The sequence below is a fragment of the Lacticaseibacillus chiayiensis genome (genome assembly GCF_004123795.1).
Lineage (GTDB): Bacteria > Bacillota > Bacilli > Lactobacillales > Lactobacillaceae > Lacticaseibacillus > Lacticaseibacillus chiayiensis.
In genome coordinates this window covers 140013-158092 of sequence record NZ_MSSM01000005.1, presented here as the reverse complement: position 1 = coordinate 158092, position 18080 = coordinate 140013, and the positions used below count along the sequence as shown (strand labels likewise).

The window sequence follows — 18080 nt, the reverse complement described above, 5'->3', positions numbered from 1 at the left end:
GGCAGCCTCCTAAGGAACGATATAACCTTGACCGACTTTAGTTTGAATATAATCTTTTAAGCCGGCTTCTTCGATTTTTTTGCGTAAGCGATTGATGTTAACCGTCAGCGTATTATCATCCACAAAACGTTCATCTTGCCAGAGATCCTTCAAGAGACGGGATCGACTGACGATTTGCCCATGTTGCCGCATGAGAATCTGTAGTAGCTTGTACTCATTTTTTGAAAGATTAATTTCATTATTATTAACCTGCGCCATACCATTTTTTAAGTTCAACATAAGGCCGTTATGTTCCAAAACATCCGTTCCTTGATCGGCGTAATTATAGGTTCTGCGCAATAATGCGTTGATTTTGGCGATCAAGACTTCCATCGCGAACGGCTTATTTAAGAAGTCATCGGCACCCATGTTCATGGCCATGACCATGTCCATATTAGTGTTGCGGCTTGAGATAAAGATAACTGGCACCTTAGAGACTTCGCGAATCTTTTGCACCCAGTAATAACCGTCAAACACCGGCAAATTGATGTCCAGTAAAACCAAGTGAGGCTTTTCTTGCAGAAAATCATCGAAGACAGCGTTAAAATCGGTCACAACGACTGGTTCGAACTGCCATTTTTTTAGGTTGTCAGCGATCAGGCCACTGATGGTCTGATCATCTTCTACAATCATAATTTTAAACACGTGATCAACTCCATTCCTGCACTTATCGTATAAGTTTTAGCTACGGAGCACAAGCCGCAAGAACGGTTGGTTAATAAGAAAATAACGCTGATATGGGCAGGTTGTAGTGAAAACGATGAACAGCAGTCGACACTGGTTTTTGGTAAAATGATGACGGAGGTAAGCCATGGCAATTTTAGAAGTTTCTAATTTAAGTAAAATTTTCGGACAGCGACATGATCGGGTTCGCGCTTTAAATGACCTCAGCTTTCAGGTTGCAGCTGGCGAATTCATCGGCATCATGGGGCCAAGTGGTGCCGGCAAGTCGACCTTACTGAATATTTTGGCAACAATTGAGACCCCCAGCACGGGTAAAGTCAAAATTGCCGGATATGATCTGGAAGCCTTGAATGAAAGCCAACAAGCCGCATTCCGCCGTGATCATCTGGGCTTTGTCTTTCAAGATTTTAATTTGTTAGACGATATGACGGTCGCACAAAATATCCTTTTACCATTGACGCTGCAACGTCAGGTTCAACCGGATCGGGCTGAGCGCCTGCGTACGGTGTCACAGCATCTCAATCTAGGTCCGTTATTAAAAGCATTTCCTGGCGAGTTAAGCATGGGGCAGCGGCAGCGAGTCGCGGCTGCGCGGGCGGTGATTACGCAACCGAGTCTGTTACTGGCTGATGAACCGACCGGAAGTCTTGATTCATTGGCAGCGACAGATTTCTTAAGGTATCTCCAGCAATTAAATCAGCAAGAGAAAACCACGATTTTGATGGTCACCCATGATCCGTTCACGGCTAGTTTTGCCAGTCGGATTATTTTCATTAAAGACGGGGCTTTTTTTGCTGAAGTCACCCGCGGCAAATCCCGTGAGCAGTTCTTTGATCGTATTATTGATATGGAAGCGACGGTGAGCGGAGGAGGCCATGCACGTGTGGCAACAGATTAAGACCAACCTTGTGCAACATCGGCACGAAGACGGCTTGCAGATTATGATTGCTGCGTTAATCAACGCCATTATGTATGCGATTGGCACGGTGGCGAACAATCGGTTAATTTTGAGCGATGCCAGCAAGCGCCTAGGCAGTCTAGATATCGTACCAAGTCTGTTGATGATTGTCATGGTCCTGTTGGCTTTGTTTTCGATTAGTTTCCTGTTGTATTTAAATAGCCTGTTAATTGCCCGCCGTGACCAGGAGATCGGCTTGTACCGACTTTTGGGACTATCTGGGGCTAAACTTGGCTTGAACGTGTTTCTTGAAAGCTTGATTGTCGGTGTTATCGGGTTTGTGGCTGGGGTCTTGCTGGGGCTTATTCTGTCGCCATTATTAGGCATGGTGTTGATTCGCCTGATGGCTTTGCATACGCCGATCGGTTTTATGGTTTCGCCGTCAGCATTGTTGGATGTTTTGACATTGATGGGCGTTGTCTATCTGTTAATCGGTGCGGTTAACGCCATTTATGTCCAAAATCCACTTCGCCAATTCATTCGGCAACAAGATGTACCAGTTGCGCCTAAGCCCCAAACCTTGTGGCGTTTTTGGCTTGGCATTGGTGGTTTCACGTTACTGGTTGGTAGTTTATTAACCATGTTGCGCCTGCTGCCGATTAGCGGCAGTTTGATGCGCTTGCTGCCATGGATTCCGAGTCGAATCGTGCTGCCGATTTTATTGTTCGTAGTCGTGGTGGCTTTGTTACTGGGGCTATTTTTGGTCTTTGCCGATTTTCTTCCGGGATTGGTGGCGTGGTTTCAGCGCCATCATGAAATGCAGAATCGCAACGCAAGCGGGATTTCCCGTCATCTGATTATCAAACGGTTGCACGGCAATGCCCATTCACTGTGGCTAACGACTCTGCTTTGTGCAGTGACGATAACCATGCTTGGTAGTTCAGTTATGTTATTTCAGTACAAACAAGAACTGGTGTTACGCGAAATTCCGACGACTGTCGTGGCATCCGGCATCGGCGTTGATAACGTGACGGACGTTTTAAAAAAAGCTAGGGTTAAGCCGACCCATGCGATCACTATTTCGTCTAAACTTTTATATGCCGAGATTCGGCTAAGGGATCAAGTTGGCCAGGTTCGCAAGCAGCCTGGTGTTTACAATGTCGTTGCAATACGTGATTATCGTCGAGCAGCACGACTTCAAAGGAGTTTAACCCCAGTTCGATTACGGCAACGAGAAGCTCAACTAATGTTACCAACCAGAACCGGGTTTCAACCAGTTGGCGCGCGGCGTAATCCGAATCGAGCAATTATGTTACCAGGCAGTGATACGTCACTTCGGCTTACCCGGACGACCAATCTTTTCCCAACTGGGAGTAATAACTATTTTGACCGGGGATTGCTGGTTAGTGATCAGACATTTGACATGTTAGAAGGCACCCCGGACCGGCTATATATGGCTAAGCTGCCTAAAACCAAAGCCGCGCGCCGGGCACTAACACAACTGCAGCATTTGGACAATAGCCAGAATCTGCAAGAGTACGTCAATATTGGTGCCAACGAACGGGCAGGTGACGATTTGAAGGTCACTAATCGGGTAAGCGCCAAAATGAACTTTTGGCGTAATCCGATCGGGCTGCAAGCATCGCAGCAGAATTTTGTCAGTACGTTATATGGCTTTTTACTATTTTTGATCTTATTGTTAAGCGGGGTTTTTGTGGTCGCGACAGGCAGTATCTTATTGCTTAAACAAGTCATCGCTGTGCGTCAGGAGAAGCGGCATTTTCAGATTCTCAAGCATTTGGGGATGGATCCGCAACAGATTCGGCACACGATTTACCGTCAGGCAGCAGTGATCTTTGCTGTCCCACTTGTATTTGGCATTATTATGGCACTGTGTGTGATTAGTGTGATGAATAGTTATCTTGATAATCCGCCATCACGTTACCTTAGTCTGATGATTGCCATTTACGCCGGGATTGACTGGTTGTTTTACCAAGCGACTGTACATGTCATGATTCGCATGGTTGACGGACCGGTTAGCCGGTGGGTTAACGATTGATGAAAATGCGTCACAAAAACACCAGAATGGCCAGTGACGATTAGCGATAACGTTGGTTAATTATCTGGAGATCGGTTCTGCCGAATTCTGATGCTTAGATGTTAGCCAAAACTTACCAGTTCACGGATTAGCATGTAAAAAATTCCACTTACTTGGTCGGCTCGTTTTAATCCTTTTGATGGGCGTCAATGATGGTATAACCCGCTTCATGAAAGCCATTAGCCGAAGCGGCGCGGCGAATGAATTCCTTGACTGACGAGAGCGCTGGGGTATTCTTGAACTCGTAGTAGTCATTGCCGGATTGCCAGACAGAAACCACCAAATAATTATCCGGGTGTTTGACTTCTTGCGCTAAGAGAATATGCTTTTCGCCGAGTAAGATATCATGGTTATCGATGAGTTGTTTGATTTTTGATAGAAATACTTTGACATCGTTCGTATCCAAATTAAAATACATGAACTGCACATAGCCGTTTTGTTCGGCTGACCCCAAGCTCATGATGACGTCATAACGCAATGGCGCACTGAACGTTGCTCGGCCGCTTGGATCATAAATCATGTAGTCCAAACCAGTTTGTGCCGGTTTTAACAATTTTAGTTGCGGATCGTGGCGCTCATCGAGCAGTTTAACAAGGAACGACTTGCTACCGAAGACTGTTTGTATTGTGGACATACCGACCACCTCCACACTTATTATAAACTTCTTGGCAGGTTTTCAGTTTGAAAGGGAGGAAAAAATCAATGAAATTGACAGTTTTAGGTTATCTTGGCGGTTATCCGGACGCCGGCCACGCGACGAGTACTTATTTGGTTGAAAGTGGCGACTATCACTTACTGATGGATTTAGGCAGCGGTGGCCTACTTGCTTTGGAGCGAGTATTTGATCCAATTCAATTAGATGCCGTCTTGCTAACACATTATCATCATGATCACACTGCGGATGTCGGTGTGTTGCAGTACTATTATCAGCTGCGTAAAGGTACCAAAAAAGTGGCACCACTACCAATTTATGGTCACACTAAAGATCCGTTAAATTTTGGCAGTCTGACATTTGGTCCGTATACCCAAGGACTTGGTTACTCGGGTGATAGTACGTTGCATCTCGGGCCGCTAACATTAACATTTCTTGAAACCCAGCATCCGGTTCCGGCATTTGCCGTGCGGATTGTTGAAGCGGGCACCAATAAAGTGCTGGTCAACACAAGTGATACGCGTTATTTTCCTGGGTTGATACCGTTTGCAAAAAATGCAGATCTCTTGATGGCAGATACCAATTTTCTGGCCGATCAGCCATCACCGCGCTGGCATTTAACCGCTCCCGAAGCCGGCCAGTTAGCAAAAGATGCCGAAGTGAAGCAACTCTTATTAACACATTTGCCACAACAACTCGATCTTAGCACCTTGAAACAGCAGGCCCAAAAGCAAGCGGTGGGCATACCAATTTTGATGGCGGCAGATGACTTGACAATTAATGTCTGATAGTATTGATAACTGTTTTCTTAAAATGAGAGAGGAATGTTAAAAAATAAGTTATTATAACTTGAGCTATTTTTCACAAGAAAACTTATAAAAACGCTGATTAGACAACATCTAGTGCGTTTTTTAAAAATTAGGTTTCAAATTTTAAAAAATTATTTTTCTAAATATGATTGCGCTGCTTTGATCCAATCTCGTATACTATACCTGTAGTTGTAAAGGATTCCTCGTCAAAGAAAAAGGAGCGAGCGCTCATGGTTATTTTATACACGTCCCCAAGTTGTACATCTTGTCGGAAGGCGCGCGCCTGGTTAAAGGAAAATAAGATTCCTTTTAAAGAACGTAATATTTTTTCTGATCCATTGAACGTGGATGAAATCAAGCGGTTATTGATGATGACCGAAGAGGGTACCGAAGAAATTATTTCAACACGTTCGAAGATCTTCCAGGAGCTAGGAGTAAACATCGATGAATTGTCGACTGGTACGCTGATTAAACTGGTAGCGAAATATCCGGGTTTATTGCGGCGACCGATCATGATGGACGACAAGCGTCTTCAGGTTGGTTATAACGAAGACGAGATCCGGCGCTTTTTGCCGCGGTCTGTGCGTACCTTGGAACTTCAACAGGCGCAATTATTGGCAGGATTTTAATTTAGTAAGTCGTGTTCTCATACCCGCGTGACTGTTGTACTTAAACAAGTTAACAGCCAAATGATCATTAATCATATAGCAAAATTGTCTCGACACGTTGCAAAAGTGTTGGGACATTTTTTTGGTTCAGTTGGGAGCGCAAATTTCAGGAGAGGGCGTGGTTTTGAAGGCGTGTTTACTTGGGCAATCCGGCTCCGAAACGCGTTCACTGGCGCAGAAGTCTACGTATAAGTGGCCTTAGACGCAATCGCCAAGTTCGGGCCATCACGCTTAAGGCCACTTATACTCCGACTTCTAAGCGCGCCAGTTCACGCTCTGGCTTAAACGCGTTCACTGGCGCAGAAGTCTGCGTCTAAGGACCTTAGACGCAATGGCCAAGTTCGGGCCATCACGCCTAAGGCCACTTATACTCCGACTTCTAAGCGCGCCAGTTCACGCTCTGGCTTAAACGCGTTCACTGGCGCAGAAGTCTGCGTCTAAGGACCTTAGACGCAATGGCCAAGTTCAGGCCATCACGCCTAAGGCCACTTATACTCCGACTTCTAAGCGCGCCAGTTCACGCTCTTGACTTGATCATAGCGTTTGCGTGCGTTAGAATGCCTTGACGCAGTAAATCTGCTATAATGTAGTAAGTGGTCATGTGATGAACCACAGAAGTCAGGGTTCCGTGACTAAAGTGAGGTGCAGCAATCATGGAAATGGAACGGATTAATGCAAATACGATCCGGGTCATGTTAGGTAACGATGATCTAGCGCAGCGGGGAATTACGGTTTTGGATCTGCTTGGCAATCACAAACAGATTGAGAGCTTCTTTTACAGCATCCTCGATGAAGTCGATAAAGACCATACGTTTGCCACAAACGAGGCCGTGACGTTTCAGGTCATGCCAAGTCAATCCGGGCTCGAATTGTTGATCAGTAAGAATGGTCAAAAGAATGATGATAGCGACACCGGTTCTGATGATGACAGTACGGATACCCAAGTACCGGATTATATTCGTCAGCAATTGCAGGGCTTAGACGCTAACGATCAACACGATCAACAGGCAGTCGACGAAGGTGGTTATATTGATGCTAAGAAAGCTCCGCAAACCGAACTCGTTTTGAAATTAAAGGACTTTGAAGATTTTATTAGTCTCGCGGATACGCTACGTTTAGAAGGCGGCAAAAGCGACCTTTACCGGTATAAGCAAAATTATTACCTCGTATTAACGTTCTATCCCAATGAGATTTCTTCTAACGAAGCACATGACGAGATGGCAGTTGCTCTGGAATTTGGCGATCGCTCGCCATTGTCTTCTGCAGTTTTGTCAGAGTATGGCAAGCGGTTGATGGAAACCAGCGCGTTGGAAACGGCGCGATACTACTTTAAATAAAATAAGTTACACAATTGAATCTTGTCAATCATCGAAAAAGAAGGCTCGCTCCATTTTCAAACTGAAAATGGGGCAGGCCTTCTTTTTATCTATGTTTGGCAGCAAACCCACAAGAAAATCAATGGCTTAAAATGGTGCATTATCCTCGATCGAATAACCATTCAGGTAATTCAGGAGCTGCTCTGCGTAACTAGGATGGTCATTGATTTCACGTAATTTGGCCTTTAACGTCCCTAATTGATCGGTAATGATGCCATCTGCATCCATAAAGGCCATTTTCTGCATATCGTCTGAGTCGTTAACGGTCCACGCATAAACCGCTTGGTGATGGGCGTGGGCTTGATCCGTGACGGTGGTTGAAAGTGTCGTTGCTTCCAAAGTATAGCCGCTTGCCGTCGTTTCTGGAAAAACCAGCGTATACGGTAAAATAAAGAATGTCTTGAGTGCCGGGACTCGTTCGCGTAACGTTTTGACCACGTGATAATCCAATGAATGAACTTGATCGCGATTGGCTAATAATCGTTTAGCATAACGCTGAATAAACCGATCCATCATTTGCAGGCTGTCATGCGGCGTGGTTTTAATCTCCACCAACAGCTTTTGATGAACCTGTTCGGCCGCAGTTAAATACTGGTCGAAACTCGCGACTTTTGCAGCATGGCCGTTTTCGCGCGCGGTCAGTTGTGTGATTTCAGCCAAGGTTAATTGATGAGGCGTGGCATCTTTGCCCGTTAAGACTTTCAGGTTTTCATCATGCATGACAACAAACTGATGGTCTTTGGTTTCGTGAAGATCTATTTCGACATAATCCGGTTTTTCCTTTGCTGTTGCCAGCAGTGCCGGAATCGTATTTTGGACACCGTTTCCATCATCAACTCCGCGGTGGGAGATCGTGAGTGGTTGCGTTGTTAGTGCTCCGGTGAGGTACTCATGGTAAAACAGACTCGTACCGCTGATAACCATCATGATTAATGTCAACGCGCCAATTCTGAAAAACAATGTGCGCGGCCGTTTTGGAGTTTGGAAACTGTGATCCTGATTGGCAATCAAGTGAAAGGCTTCCGCTTGTGAAGTCGCCAGCTGATAAAGCATCACAGTGAAAAATACCATGAGCAAAAATAGAATAGCTTGTAAAAGACCGAGGTTGATGGTAGCGCCGATCAGCGACCATTGCTGCCATTGCTGGTCTAAATAGGTTTGAAACGCATATAGGGCAGCTACTAGTAAGATTGAAAGGATCAGCGTCGGGATGATGATGAGCAAAACCGCCCACAGTGTTCGCCATGCCTGACCACGTGTTGCCCGCCAACTGCGCATCACTGCTGCATGCGGTTGGTCGTCACCGAGAATCAAGGCAGGTAATAACGGCAATAGGCGGATAGCCAGCCAAGTGCCCAATAAATAAAGTACGACGATCAAAACGGTTAAATACCAACGATTAAAAATATAATCGATGATGAAATCAGGAATTGTCAGCTTTGCCAATAAACTGGTATTAAAGACAATACTCGAGAAAGGAAAAACCAACCCGAAATAAGCTATCAGTGTCACAATCGTTGTTAGCGTCAGCCGCCGAGTTTTATGAACAGTGGCACTGGCTATTTGCCAAAAGCTTAAACGCGTCTGACGATGAATATTCTGAATACCCAATAACAAAAAAGCAAATTGCCAGTAAACAAAAAGTAGCAATAACAAGCCAATTAGCAGTAACAGGAATGCCGTTCCTGGCTTGGCTGTGACAATCTGGCCCAAATTCGTCCGCGTGATGTAAGGTACTTTTCCTAAGCGCAAGACTTGGCGCGCACCGAAAGTCAGCAGCGGGATGATCGCGAGGCCGACCACTAAATTCGTCACACCAATGAGTAAAAAATAGGCTCCCCAGTGATGCGCAAAGTCTTTGGTGTTGTGCTTAAAATAAGTCCATACTCTGATTTTCTCGTTCATGATAAGACTTTTAATTGACCCCTGAAGTCACTAATGGCATTGTAGCCCTTAGTTTGCATGACGGCACGTAACTCGCGGGTAAGCCGTGTAAAGGCAACTGTGCCTTCTTCTTGGAGAAGGGTACCGACTTGGACAAGACTTGCACCGGCCAGGATCAAATCATAAGCGTCCCTGCCGTTGGTCACGCCGCCGGTTCCGATTAGTTGAATCTTAGGGTCGAGACGCTGAGCAAATGCGCGGACGTTGGCAAGTGCGATTGGTTTGGCGTAAGCACCGCCGATTCCGCCAAAGCCACCTTTAGGCTTAATCAACGCCGTGTCGGTTTCTGGATCAATCATTAAGCCATTGCCGAGGCTGTTAATCGAGTTGACAAATTTAAGCGGGAACTGATTGAGGATCGTTGCCATTTGGTCGAATTGAGCAAGGTCGAAATAAGGAGGCAGCTTAACGCCAGCCGGTTTGGTAAAGAAGTCAAAAAGATTAGTCAAAACTTCCTGCGTCCGGTCAAAGTCGTAACCGGTCTGTGGCTTGCCGGGAACATTTGGGCAGCTTAAATTGAACTCAACCAAACCGTTAAAATCTGAATTTTCGATGGTGTGGGCCATCGCTAGATTTTCTTCCATAGAAAGTCCGGCAACTGAAAGAAAAATCGGCTTCTCAGGATGGGCTTTTTGAAAATCCAACGCATAGTCCAAATAATACTCGAGGCCTTCGTTAGGTAGTCCCATAGAGTTAATCGATCCTAGTTCTAAGGGGGCATATCGCGGGCTGGGATTGCCAAGCCGCTTTGTCTGTGTCGCGCTCTTAGTCACCAAAGTTCCAGCATCGCTTTGCGCCAGTTCATCGAGTTCGTCTTTGGTATAGCAGCGTACGCCACTTGCATTCATAAACACGTTGTTAAACTGAAACTTATCAATACTTGTATGCAGATCAGTCATAAGCCCACTCCTTCAATGTTTGCTGTTCCTATTTAAGCATAGAAAAGCGTGAGAAACCAGTCGCCAGCTCGCCAGTCAAGCAAAAACGCCCTGACGCCGCGAAAAAGACAGCATCCAGAGCGTTAATCATTAAGTGAAAGCGTTCAAAATCAAAGCAACTAAAGCAATCGCCGCACTCACCAACGTCAAACGACGAGCGCGTTCTGGAGGACGACGCCTAAGCATCAGCACCAACCAACTCAATAAACCGACAACAGCCGCCAGAACACCGATGACAAAGATTGCCAACAAGATCATTTGAAAAGTTTGCATCTTATCAGCGGCCTACAGAGCAACATTGTCGTTTGGGGTCACCAGACCCGCAAGCTTGGCGGCTTTTTGACGAATATCGTCTGGCGGCGTTTGCGGTAAGGTAAAGTGTGTCTCCATTTTGTGGGGACCAAAGTCTGGCGTGACACTCACTAACGAGTAGAAAACGTTACTTGAAACAGTATCTGGAATATCTGATAGTGTGTAGGCGCGGATCTCGGCTTCTTTTTTTGGCAGATGGCTTAAGAAATCAGCCAAGACCCGATATGAATAATAAACGGTTTCTTCATACGTTGTCCCGACTGCCTCAGCATTAGGGATATTAGGGAAACTAATGCGATAACCAGTTTTGGTTTTCTCGTTGCGCGCCACAAAATAATAGTGGCGTCCCGTTTTTGCCATCTTGACCACTCCTCTTCTTTCCCATTATTATAACACGGTGAGAAAGATTAACAACCAAATTACCGGCACTCATTTTTAAAATGTTTTCTCATTAAAATCATAGAAAAAAAGCTCAGTTGCGGCTTTGCAAATTCGCAGCGCCGTGATACACTTATATGCGTTGATTTGCGGTCGTAGTTTAGTGGTAAAACTCCAGCTTCCCAAGCTGGTGTCGCGAGTTCGATTCTCGTCGACCGCTGTATAGATCCGAAGAGAAAGAGGATGTCAGGTCAATCGGCGTTTTAACAGTGAGATCGGCTAGTGCAAACGATCACGTCAGACCAGACGGCGCGCTTTCGAGGATCAGTGCTTTGAGTGGACGTATGTCAAGTAGAGTGGTACCGCGGGTGAAGGCTCGTCTCTTCGATAAGGGAGAGATGGGCCTTTTTTTCGTGGCATCATCAAATGAGGAGGAGCTTATGGATTTTAAAAAACTTGTTGTGAGTGCCCTAAAACCGGCTTTGGAAGGCGAGTTGGATGACGCAACGATTGACTTACTCGTCGAAACACCGAAATCATCCGAATTAGGAGACTACGCGTTTCCAACTTTTTCATTAGCAAAAATTCTTCACCGTTCACCTAAAATGATTGCAGCTGATTTGGTCTCCCAAATTGATGCAACTCCGTTTGAACAGGTCAAAGCGGTTGGTGGATATGTCAATTTTTATCTGGACAAAATCAGCTTTGCCCACGAAGTTCTGCAGGAAATTGCCACAGAAGGTCAACATTATGGAGACGTCAAGTTAGGTCAGGGCAATGTACCGATCGACATGAGTAGTCCAAACATTGCGAAACCAATGTCGATGGGCCATCTTCGTTCAACGGTTATCGGCAATGCCCTTGCCAATATTTTAGGCAAGGTTGGCTATACCCCGATCAAAATCAATCATCTTGGAGACTGGGGCACACAATTCGGTAAGTTGATTGTGGCTTACAATAAATGGGGCTCAGAGGCAGCGGTTAAAGCTGATCCTATCAAAAATCTGCTTAATTACTATGTTAAATTTCACGAAATGGCAGAAGTGGATCCATCATTAGAAGACGAAGCACGTGCTTGGTTCAAGCGTCTAGAAGACGGTGATGAGGAGGCCGTGAAACTATGGCGATGGTTCCGTAGGGTTTCTCTAGCCGAGTTCAATCGGATCTACAAGATTCTTGGAGTGGATTTTGATTCGTACAACGGGGAAGCATTTTATAACGACAAGATGGCTAGTGTCGTCAAAACACTTGAAAGCAAGCATTTGCTCAAAACCAGTCAAGGCGCCGAGATTGTTGATTTAAGTAAATACAACCTCAATCCAGCGTTGATCAAGAAATCAGACGGGGCGACACTTTATATGACTCGTGATTTAGCGGCGGCTATTTTCCGCAAAAATCATTATCATTTTGTTCAGAGTCTGTATGTCGTTGGTAATGAGCAACGCGAGCATTTTCAGCAATTAAAAGCAGTCTTGCTGGAGATGGGTTATGAGTGGGCCAACGATATCCACCACATTCCGTTCGGGTTAATTACAGCAAACGGGAAGAAATTGTCAACTCGGCGCGGCAATATTATTTTACTGGAGAAGGTTTTACAAGATGCGGTCGGGCTCGCTAAGAAGCAAATTGCAGAAAAGCATCCAGAGTTACCGAACGCCGACGTTGTGGCACAAGAAGTGGGTGTCGGGGCCGTTATTTTTCATGATTTGAAAAATGAACGCCTAGACAATTTTGACTTCAATTTAGAAGAAGTCGTGCGATTTGAAGGCGAAACCGGGCCTTATGTTCAGTATACCAATGCCAGAGCGCATAGCATTTTGCGAAAGGCAAAAATTGCACCAGCGCCAGAAGTGGCGTTAAACGATCCGGCGGCGTGGGACATTTTGCGTGCTTTGGGCGACTATCCGAGCATCGTTGTTCGGGCTGCAAATGAATACGAGCCTTCCGTGATTGCCAAGTATGCGTTGCGTTTGGCCAAAGCTTTCAATAAATATTATGCGAACTTTAAGGTGTTGGTTGAAGACAGTGAATTACCGGCGCGATTGGCTATGGTTGCAGCGACCACGCAAGTTTTGGAGAATGCTTTACATTTGCTCGGTGTTGCAGCGCCGAAAGAAATGTAGTTTGTCAAATCATCGCAACTAACGACAGCAGTTTGGTGGAGGTAGTGGGATGAACAAAAATGAACGACAGGCAGCGTTGGCACGAATTATTAATCAAAAGCCTATTGCCACACAGGAAGAGCTTTTAGCAGCCCTAAAAGCGGCAGGTATCGATGCTACCCAGGCCACCATTTCGCGTGACATTCGCGAAATGAAAATTGTCAAGGCACAAGACGCAACTGGTACGCTGCGTTATACCATTTTTCGCGGTTCGGCAGAGTCACAGCTCGAACGTTTAGGACGTTCGATCCGTGAAGTTGGCTTATCCATTACCCGCGTTCAGTTTATGAACGTTATCAAGACATTGCCTAGCAATGGCAATTTGCTAGCTGCCATCATTGATGATATCAATTTTGATCAGGTTGTCGGTACCATTGCCGGCCATGACACCATTGTGGTTATTAGTCCCAATGAAAAACAGGCAAAGTGGTTTGAAGACGCTTACCGGCATGCCTTTGATCGCTGATCTTGCCGTTGTTCGGCGAATGGAAAGCGTGATTGTAAGAGACGCCATAACGGTTAGATGAGTCTGTTAACCGGTATGGCGTCTTTTTATTCTGCTAATGATTAAAAGGGTGTTGGGCTGATGACTGTGATTTCCTTATCGCTGAGCGGTTTTGTTAAACGAACCTGATACGCATGCAGCCGCATACGTGGTTCACTGCTAAGGTCTGTATATAAAGGATCACCAATGATTGGATAGCCAATACTGGCGAGGTGAACGCGGATTTGATGCGTACGGCCGGTTTCCAACTGAAGAAGAACAGTTGCAGTTGTTGATGTTTCTGCGATTCGCCGATAATGGGTGACAGCCGGAAAACCGTCTGGGCGAATCATTCGTTTTCGTTTGTCTTCTGGATCACGGCCAATCGCCGCGCGAATGCACCCCTTTTGCGCGATGCCGCGTTGAACCACAGCCAGATAGTCTCGATGCATGCTTCTGGTTGCCAGTTGCCGATTGATGATCGCTTGTGCTAACGGATTTTTAGCGATCACCAAAAGCCCGCTAGTTGCCATATCTAGGCGATGGGTAATCAATGCTGGTGAAGGAGCCAAGTAAGCTGCAGCTTGATTCATCAAAGTCCCGGTTTCGCCAGGTTGATTCGGGTGGGTTTTTATGCCTGCAGGTTTATCCACAATGAGTAAATCATCGTCTTCATAGCAAATCTTGAGGTGAGGCGTTTCAGGCACATAAGCAAGCTGCAGCGGTTCGTCATAGGTCATGGTGATACGGTCACCAGTGATGATGGACTCGTTAAAATGGCGATAGTGGCCGTTCACCTGAATCGAACGGGCAATACGCATTTGATGCTGACGTTTGCGAGGAATCAACCAGGATTGAAGTTGTTCACGCAGGCTGGCGTGGGTTTGGGCAATAGCAGTGGTTTGAAATAACAAAAGCTTTCCTCGATTCTTTCGACCATAAAGTTTGCTTAAAAACCTTCAGTTGGATCTTGGACATATTCTCGCTATGCTACAATGAATAAGATTCACAATAGGAGGGCGGACATGGAGTTCTTAGCACGTGTCTGGCAGGGCGTCCGGTGGTTTTTTCGCCGATTTCAGGTGATTCGTTGGCTGATTTTAATCGGATTAACGGTTATTTTGATCTTCTCTGCCTGGTTTACTTATAAAGCCAAAACCGCTGATGTGCAAAATATTAAGAGCACTTTGCAAACTAAAACGGTCATTTATGATGATAACAATGAAGAGGCCGGTACGTTGTATGGTCAAAAAGGTACCTACGTTGAACTGAGTGACATTAGCAAACAGGTACAAAATGCCGTGATCTCAACAGAAGACCGAACTTTTTATACTAATGGCGGTTTTTCAATTAAGGGGATTCTGCGGTCTGCATTCAATTATGTCATTCATCACGGCCAAATCATGGGCGGTGGTAGCACAATTACTCAGCAGCTGGCAAAGAATACGCTACTGACGCAGAAGCAAACGATTATGCGTAAGGCCCAGGAACTCTTTATGGCGATTCAGCTGACAAAAGTTTACTCCAAACAGGATATTCTTACCATGTATCTAAACAATGCTTACTTCGGCAACGGTGTTTGGGGTGTCCAGGACGCGGCTAAGCGGTATTTTGGTAAGAACGCTAGCCAATTGCATGCCAGTGAAGGCGCAATTTTGGCTGGCATGTTGCGCAATCCCAGTTACTATAATCCGGCTGATCATAAGGACAATGCCATTTCCAGGCGTAATGTTGTGCTACAACTTATGGTTGACAACAAAAAGTTGACACAGGCGCAGGCCAACGCGGCAAAAGATCAGCCAGTCCAAGTCGTGGATGCCTTTTCGACTGATAATGCTCAGAAATATCCGTCTTATTTTGATTCGGTTATTGAAGAAGCGCGCAGTGAAGGCATTAGTGTTGATGATATCCTTAACAAAGGATACAAAATTTACACCAATTTAGATCAAACCTACCAGCAGAACCTACAAACCAGTTTTGAGCAGAATTGGGCGTTTCCGCCAAATGCCGCTGACGGCAAGCAGGTACAGGGAGCTTCAATTGTTCTTGATCCCAAGACTGGCGGCGTACGAGCAGTCGTAGGTAATCGCGGAGAACATACCTTTTTAGGATTTAATTATGCCACACAGTTACGCAATTCTCCTGGCTCGACGATCAAGCCGCTGATTGTTTACACCCCAGCGCTGGAAAATGGCTACCATTACGATTCGCTTTTGAAAGACGAAAAGCTTAGTTACGGTAAAAATCATTACACGCCAACCAATGCGACAGGCATTTATTTGGGTACCGTGCCGATGTACAAAGCATTAGCTGATTCGATTAACGCGCCTGCTGTTTGGCTGCTTAATAAAATCGGGGTGCAAAAAGGCGTCTCCAGTCTTGACAGATTTGGCATTCATCTGAAACCGGGAGATCAGAATTTGGCTGCCGCCCTCGGTGGATTGAAAAATGGTGTCTCGCCGTTGATGTTGGCTAGGGCATACGCGGCATTTGCAAATGGCGGCAAGCTGCCGACGACACATTTTATTCGTAAAATTGTTGATGCTACTGGCCAGACCGTGGTCGATAACTCGCACCCAACGACTCGGCAGATTATTTCAAAAAAAGTAGCTCAAGAAATGACCAGCATGATGATCGGCACGTTTAACGAAGGCACCGGCTCGACTGCCAAACCATCGGGCTACACAATTGCCGGGAAAACCGGCAGTACCGAAGTGCCAAGCAGTTGGGGCTATGGTACTAAGGATCAGTGGGTTGTTGGCTATACACCTGACACTGTTAATGCAACATGGATCGGTTATCCGGCAACCGACAGTCAACATTTTCTGAAAGGTACCAGCACGTCTGGCGTGGCACCGTTGTTCAAGCTTGAGATGTCTAAATTGATGCCTAATACCCCGCAAACACCCTTTGATACCAAGGATGCCGCACAAATGGCAAGCTTACAGACACCGGAAAAAGATGACGATATATGGCAAGGAATTCAAGATGGTATCGATAAAGGTATAGACAGTGCCAAGCAAACTGTGGGAAAATGGTATGATAATATTAAGGGCTGGTTCAAATAGGCTCGAAAAGGTGAGGTAAAGTATGGCAAACATTTACGACACCGCTAATCAGATGGCGGAAGATATCAAGAACACTCAGGAATTTCAGGAGCTCAAGAAGGCTTTTGACCTGTTGAAGCTGGACAGCGTTGCTTACGGTTTGTTCCAGCAGTTTCAGCAAAAACAATACGAGATGCAGCAAAAGTCAATGAAGGGACAGGATTTTACCGATGAAGAAGTGAAATCGCTGCAGACACTGGGTGATAAGATGCGCGACATCCAACCGATCCAAAATCTGATGGCCAAGGAACAAGGGCTGTCACAGATGATGGACGAACTGAATAAGATCATTTCCCAGCCAATTGTTGATGTTTATCAAAGCAAACCTTGATTCATTAACTGGGTCGGTGAAGGGGCTGAATTCGTTTAGTAACCTGCACTAGAAAAAAGGTTCCGGAGAACATTCTCTGGGGCTTTTTTATTTTGGCGGCATATGCCGATCGCCTGAGACCTTTCTTGTACTTTGGTACTGACACCGGTATGATTTAGTTAGCTTGTATAGTAAAGGAAAAGGTGACAACCGTGGCAAAACGGCTTTTTGATTACCATAATGAAGAAGATGTGCGGCTTCCCGTGCTGATTAAATCGGCTGAAGTTCGAGTAGCCAAGAATGGCAAAAAATTTATTGCGATGATTTTCCAGGATAACTCTGGCCATATTTCTGGAAAGTTTTGGGATGCGACCGCTAACGATATAGCCCAGTTTAAAGCAGGTGAGGTTGTTCAACTATCCGGGAAACGTGAACTATACCAAGGTAATCCGCAAATCAAGATTTACTCAATGCGCCTTGCAACGCAGGAAGAAGGCAACGACCCGAGAACTTTCGTCGAGCGGGCACCGGAAGCACCTAATGCCATGGAAGAGGAACTGAATAGCTTTATTTTTGAGATCACCAACGCCAACTGGAATCGAATCGTCCGCAAACTGATTAACGATCATAAAAAGGCATTCTTTAGTTATCCGGCAGCTAAGTCGAATCATCACGCGTTTGCTGGCGGCTTGGCGTTTCATACGTTGAGTATTTTGCGATTAGCCAAAAATGTCACTGCCCAGTATTCGAGTCTAAATAAAAGTCTGTTATATGCTGGCGCTATTTTGCATGACTTAGGCAAAACCATCGAATTGAGTGGACCAATTTCGACGGATTATACGGTTTCCGGGAATTTAATCGGACACATTGTTTTAATTGACGAACAAATCGTGCTGGCTGCTCATCAGCTTAAAATTGACATCAATGCGGAAGACATGTTGTTGCTGCGGCATGTGGTTTTGGCCCATCACGGATTGCTTGAGTATGGCTCACCGGTTCGTCCGCAGTTACTGGAGGCGCAGGTGCTGCATGAGCTGGATGAAATGGATGCCTCCATCAATATGATGACGACCGCCTACCAACACGTTGATCCGGGTGCATTTACTGAACGGCTTTTTGGCATGGATAACCGGCGTTTTTATCGACCGACGAACGGTCAGACGTTCCCAGACCCGCATTGATCTCAATAACAAAATGTCTTTTCAAAAAGCAAAAGGTACA

Annotated in this window: 17 protein-coding genes and 1 tRNA gene; 11 read left to right on the top strand and 7 right to left on the bottom strand. The window is 45.7% G+C overall.

Annotation, left to right across the window (positions count from 1 at the left end):
• Positions 1-9: 9 nt before the first annotated feature.
• Positions 10-684, bottom strand: coding sequence for a response regulator transcription factor (locus tag BVJ53_RS02955; protein WP_129301073.1), 675 nt, complete (start codon positions 682-684; stop codon positions 10-12).
• Positions 685-850: 166 nt separating this feature from the next.
• Here BVJ53_RS02955 and BVJ53_RS02950 point away from each other — a divergent pair, with 166 nt between their 5' ends.
• Positions 851-1621 carry an ABC transporter ATP-binding protein gene (locus BVJ53_RS02950; protein ID WP_129301072.1) on the top strand — a complete coding sequence of 257 codons (771 nt, stop codon included), beginning with the start codon at positions 851-853 and terminating at the stop codon, positions 1619-1621.
• Positions 1605-3680, top strand: a complete 2076-nt coding sequence (locus tag BVJ53_RS02945) for an ABC transporter permease (protein ID WP_129301071.1) — start codon at positions 1605-1607, stop codon at positions 3678-3680. The genes BVJ53_RS02950 and BVJ53_RS02945 overlap by 17 nt, the downstream gene beginning before the upstream one ends.
• A gap of 166 nt (positions 3681-3846) precedes the next feature.
• Here BVJ53_RS02945 and BVJ53_RS02940 read toward each other — a convergent pair whose 3' ends face one another.
• Complete coding sequence (locus tag BVJ53_RS02940; protein WP_129301070.1) at positions 3847-4353, bottom strand: monooxygenase; 507 nt, start codon at positions 4351-4353, stop codon at positions 3847-3849.
• A 68-nt stretch (positions 4354-4421) separates the two neighbouring features.
• Here BVJ53_RS02940 and BVJ53_RS02935 point away from each other — a divergent pair, with 68 nt between their 5' ends.
• From BVJ53_RS02935 to BVJ53_RS02920, 3 genes are all read left to right on the top strand, one after another.
• On the top strand, positions 4422-5159 hold the full coding sequence (locus BVJ53_RS02935; RefSeq protein ID WP_129301069.1) for an MBL fold metallo-hydrolase: 738 nt from the start codon (positions 4422-4424) through the stop codon (positions 5157-5159).
• 251 nt (positions 5160-5410) lie between these two features.
• Positions 5411-5809: a transcriptional regulator SpxA gene (gene spxA, locus BVJ53_RS02930; RefSeq protein WP_129301068.1), complete on the top strand. Its 399-nt coding sequence runs from the start codon at positions 5411-5413 to the stop codon at positions 5807-5809.
• Between the two features lie 692 nt (positions 5810-6501).
• The gene (locus BVJ53_RS02920) at positions 6502-7185 is read left to right on the top strand and encodes an adaptor protein MecA (RefSeq protein ID WP_129301067.1); all 684 of its coding nucleotides are present in this window, start codon (positions 6502-6504) and stop codon (positions 7183-7185) included.
• A gap of 126 nt (positions 7186-7311) precedes the next feature.
• Here the strand turns inward: BVJ53_RS02920 and BVJ53_RS02915 are convergent, their stop codons facing one another.
• The 4 genes from BVJ53_RS02915 to BVJ53_RS02900 all read right to left on the bottom strand — a co-directional run bounded on the left by BVJ53_RS02915 (position 7312) and on the right by BVJ53_RS02900 (position 10778).
• Positions 7312-9132 (bottom strand): glycerophosphoryl diester phosphodiesterase membrane domain-containing protein, encoded by a 1821-nt coding sequence (locus BVJ53_RS02915; RefSeq protein ID WP_191983424.1) that lies wholly within the window; start codon positions 9130-9132, stop codon positions 7312-7314.
• The gene (locus BVJ53_RS02910) at positions 9126-10067 is read right to left on the bottom strand and encodes a dihydroorotate oxidase (RefSeq protein ID WP_129301065.1); all 942 of its coding nucleotides are present in this window, start codon (positions 10065-10067) and stop codon (positions 9126-9128) included. The genes BVJ53_RS02915 and BVJ53_RS02910 overlap by 7 nt, the downstream gene beginning before the upstream one ends.
• A 129-nt stretch (positions 10068-10196) precedes the next feature.
• A complete protein-coding gene (locus BVJ53_RS02905) occupies positions 10197-10379 on the bottom strand; it encodes a hypothetical protein (protein WP_129301064.1) in 183 nt (60 codons plus the stop codon).
• 12 nt (positions 10380-10391) lie between these two features.
• A complete protein-coding gene (locus BVJ53_RS02900; protein ID WP_129301063.1) occupies positions 10392-10778 on the bottom strand; it encodes a hypothetical protein in 387 nt (128 codons plus the stop codon).
• 167 nt (positions 10779-10945) lie between these two features.
• Between BVJ53_RS02900 and BVJ53_RS02895 the strand changes: the two genes are divergently transcribed.
• The 3 genes from BVJ53_RS02895 (at position 10946) to argR (ending at position 13424) form a co-directional block, all read left to right on the top strand.
• A tRNA-Gly gene (locus tag BVJ53_RS02895) sits at positions 10946-11016 on the top strand.
• A gap of 220 nt (positions 11017-11236) precedes the next feature.
• Positions 11237-12919, top strand: a complete 1683-nt coding sequence (gene argS, locus BVJ53_RS02890; protein ID WP_129301062.1) for an arginine--tRNA ligase — start codon at positions 11237-11239, stop codon at positions 12917-12919.
• A gap of 49 nt (positions 12920-12968) precedes the next feature.
• On the top strand, positions 12969-13424 hold the full coding sequence (gene argR / locus BVJ53_RS02885; protein WP_129301061.1) for an arginine repressor: 456 nt from the start codon (positions 12969-12971) through the stop codon (positions 13422-13424).
• A 101-nt stretch (positions 13425-13525) separates the two neighbouring features.
• On the opposite strand, the gene BVJ53_RS02880 is transcribed toward argR, so the two are convergent.
• Positions 13526-14356 (bottom strand): RluA family pseudouridine synthase, encoded by an 831-nt coding sequence (locus BVJ53_RS02880; RefSeq protein ID WP_129301060.1) that lies wholly within the window; start codon positions 14354-14356, stop codon positions 13526-13528.
• Between the two features lie 111 nt (positions 14357-14467).
• Here BVJ53_RS02880 and BVJ53_RS02875 point away from each other — a divergent pair, with 111 nt between their 5' ends.
• From BVJ53_RS02875 to BVJ53_RS02865, 3 genes are all read left to right on the top strand, one after another.
• Entirely contained in the window at positions 14468-16510 is a 2043-nt protein-coding gene (locus tag BVJ53_RS02875; protein WP_129301059.1) for a PBP1A family penicillin-binding protein, read from the top strand.
• A gap of 22 nt (positions 16511-16532) precedes the next feature.
• Complete coding sequence (locus tag BVJ53_RS02870; protein ID WP_129301058.1) at positions 16533-16880, top strand: YlbF family regulator; 348 nt, start codon at positions 16533-16535, stop codon at positions 16878-16880.
• 191 nt (positions 16881-17071) lie between these two features.
• Positions 17072-18040, top strand: coding sequence for a 3'-5' exoribonuclease YhaM family protein (locus BVJ53_RS02865; protein ID WP_129301057.1), 969 nt, complete (start codon positions 17072-17074; stop codon positions 18038-18040).
• The last annotated feature ends 40 nt before the right edge of the window (positions 18041-18080 follow it).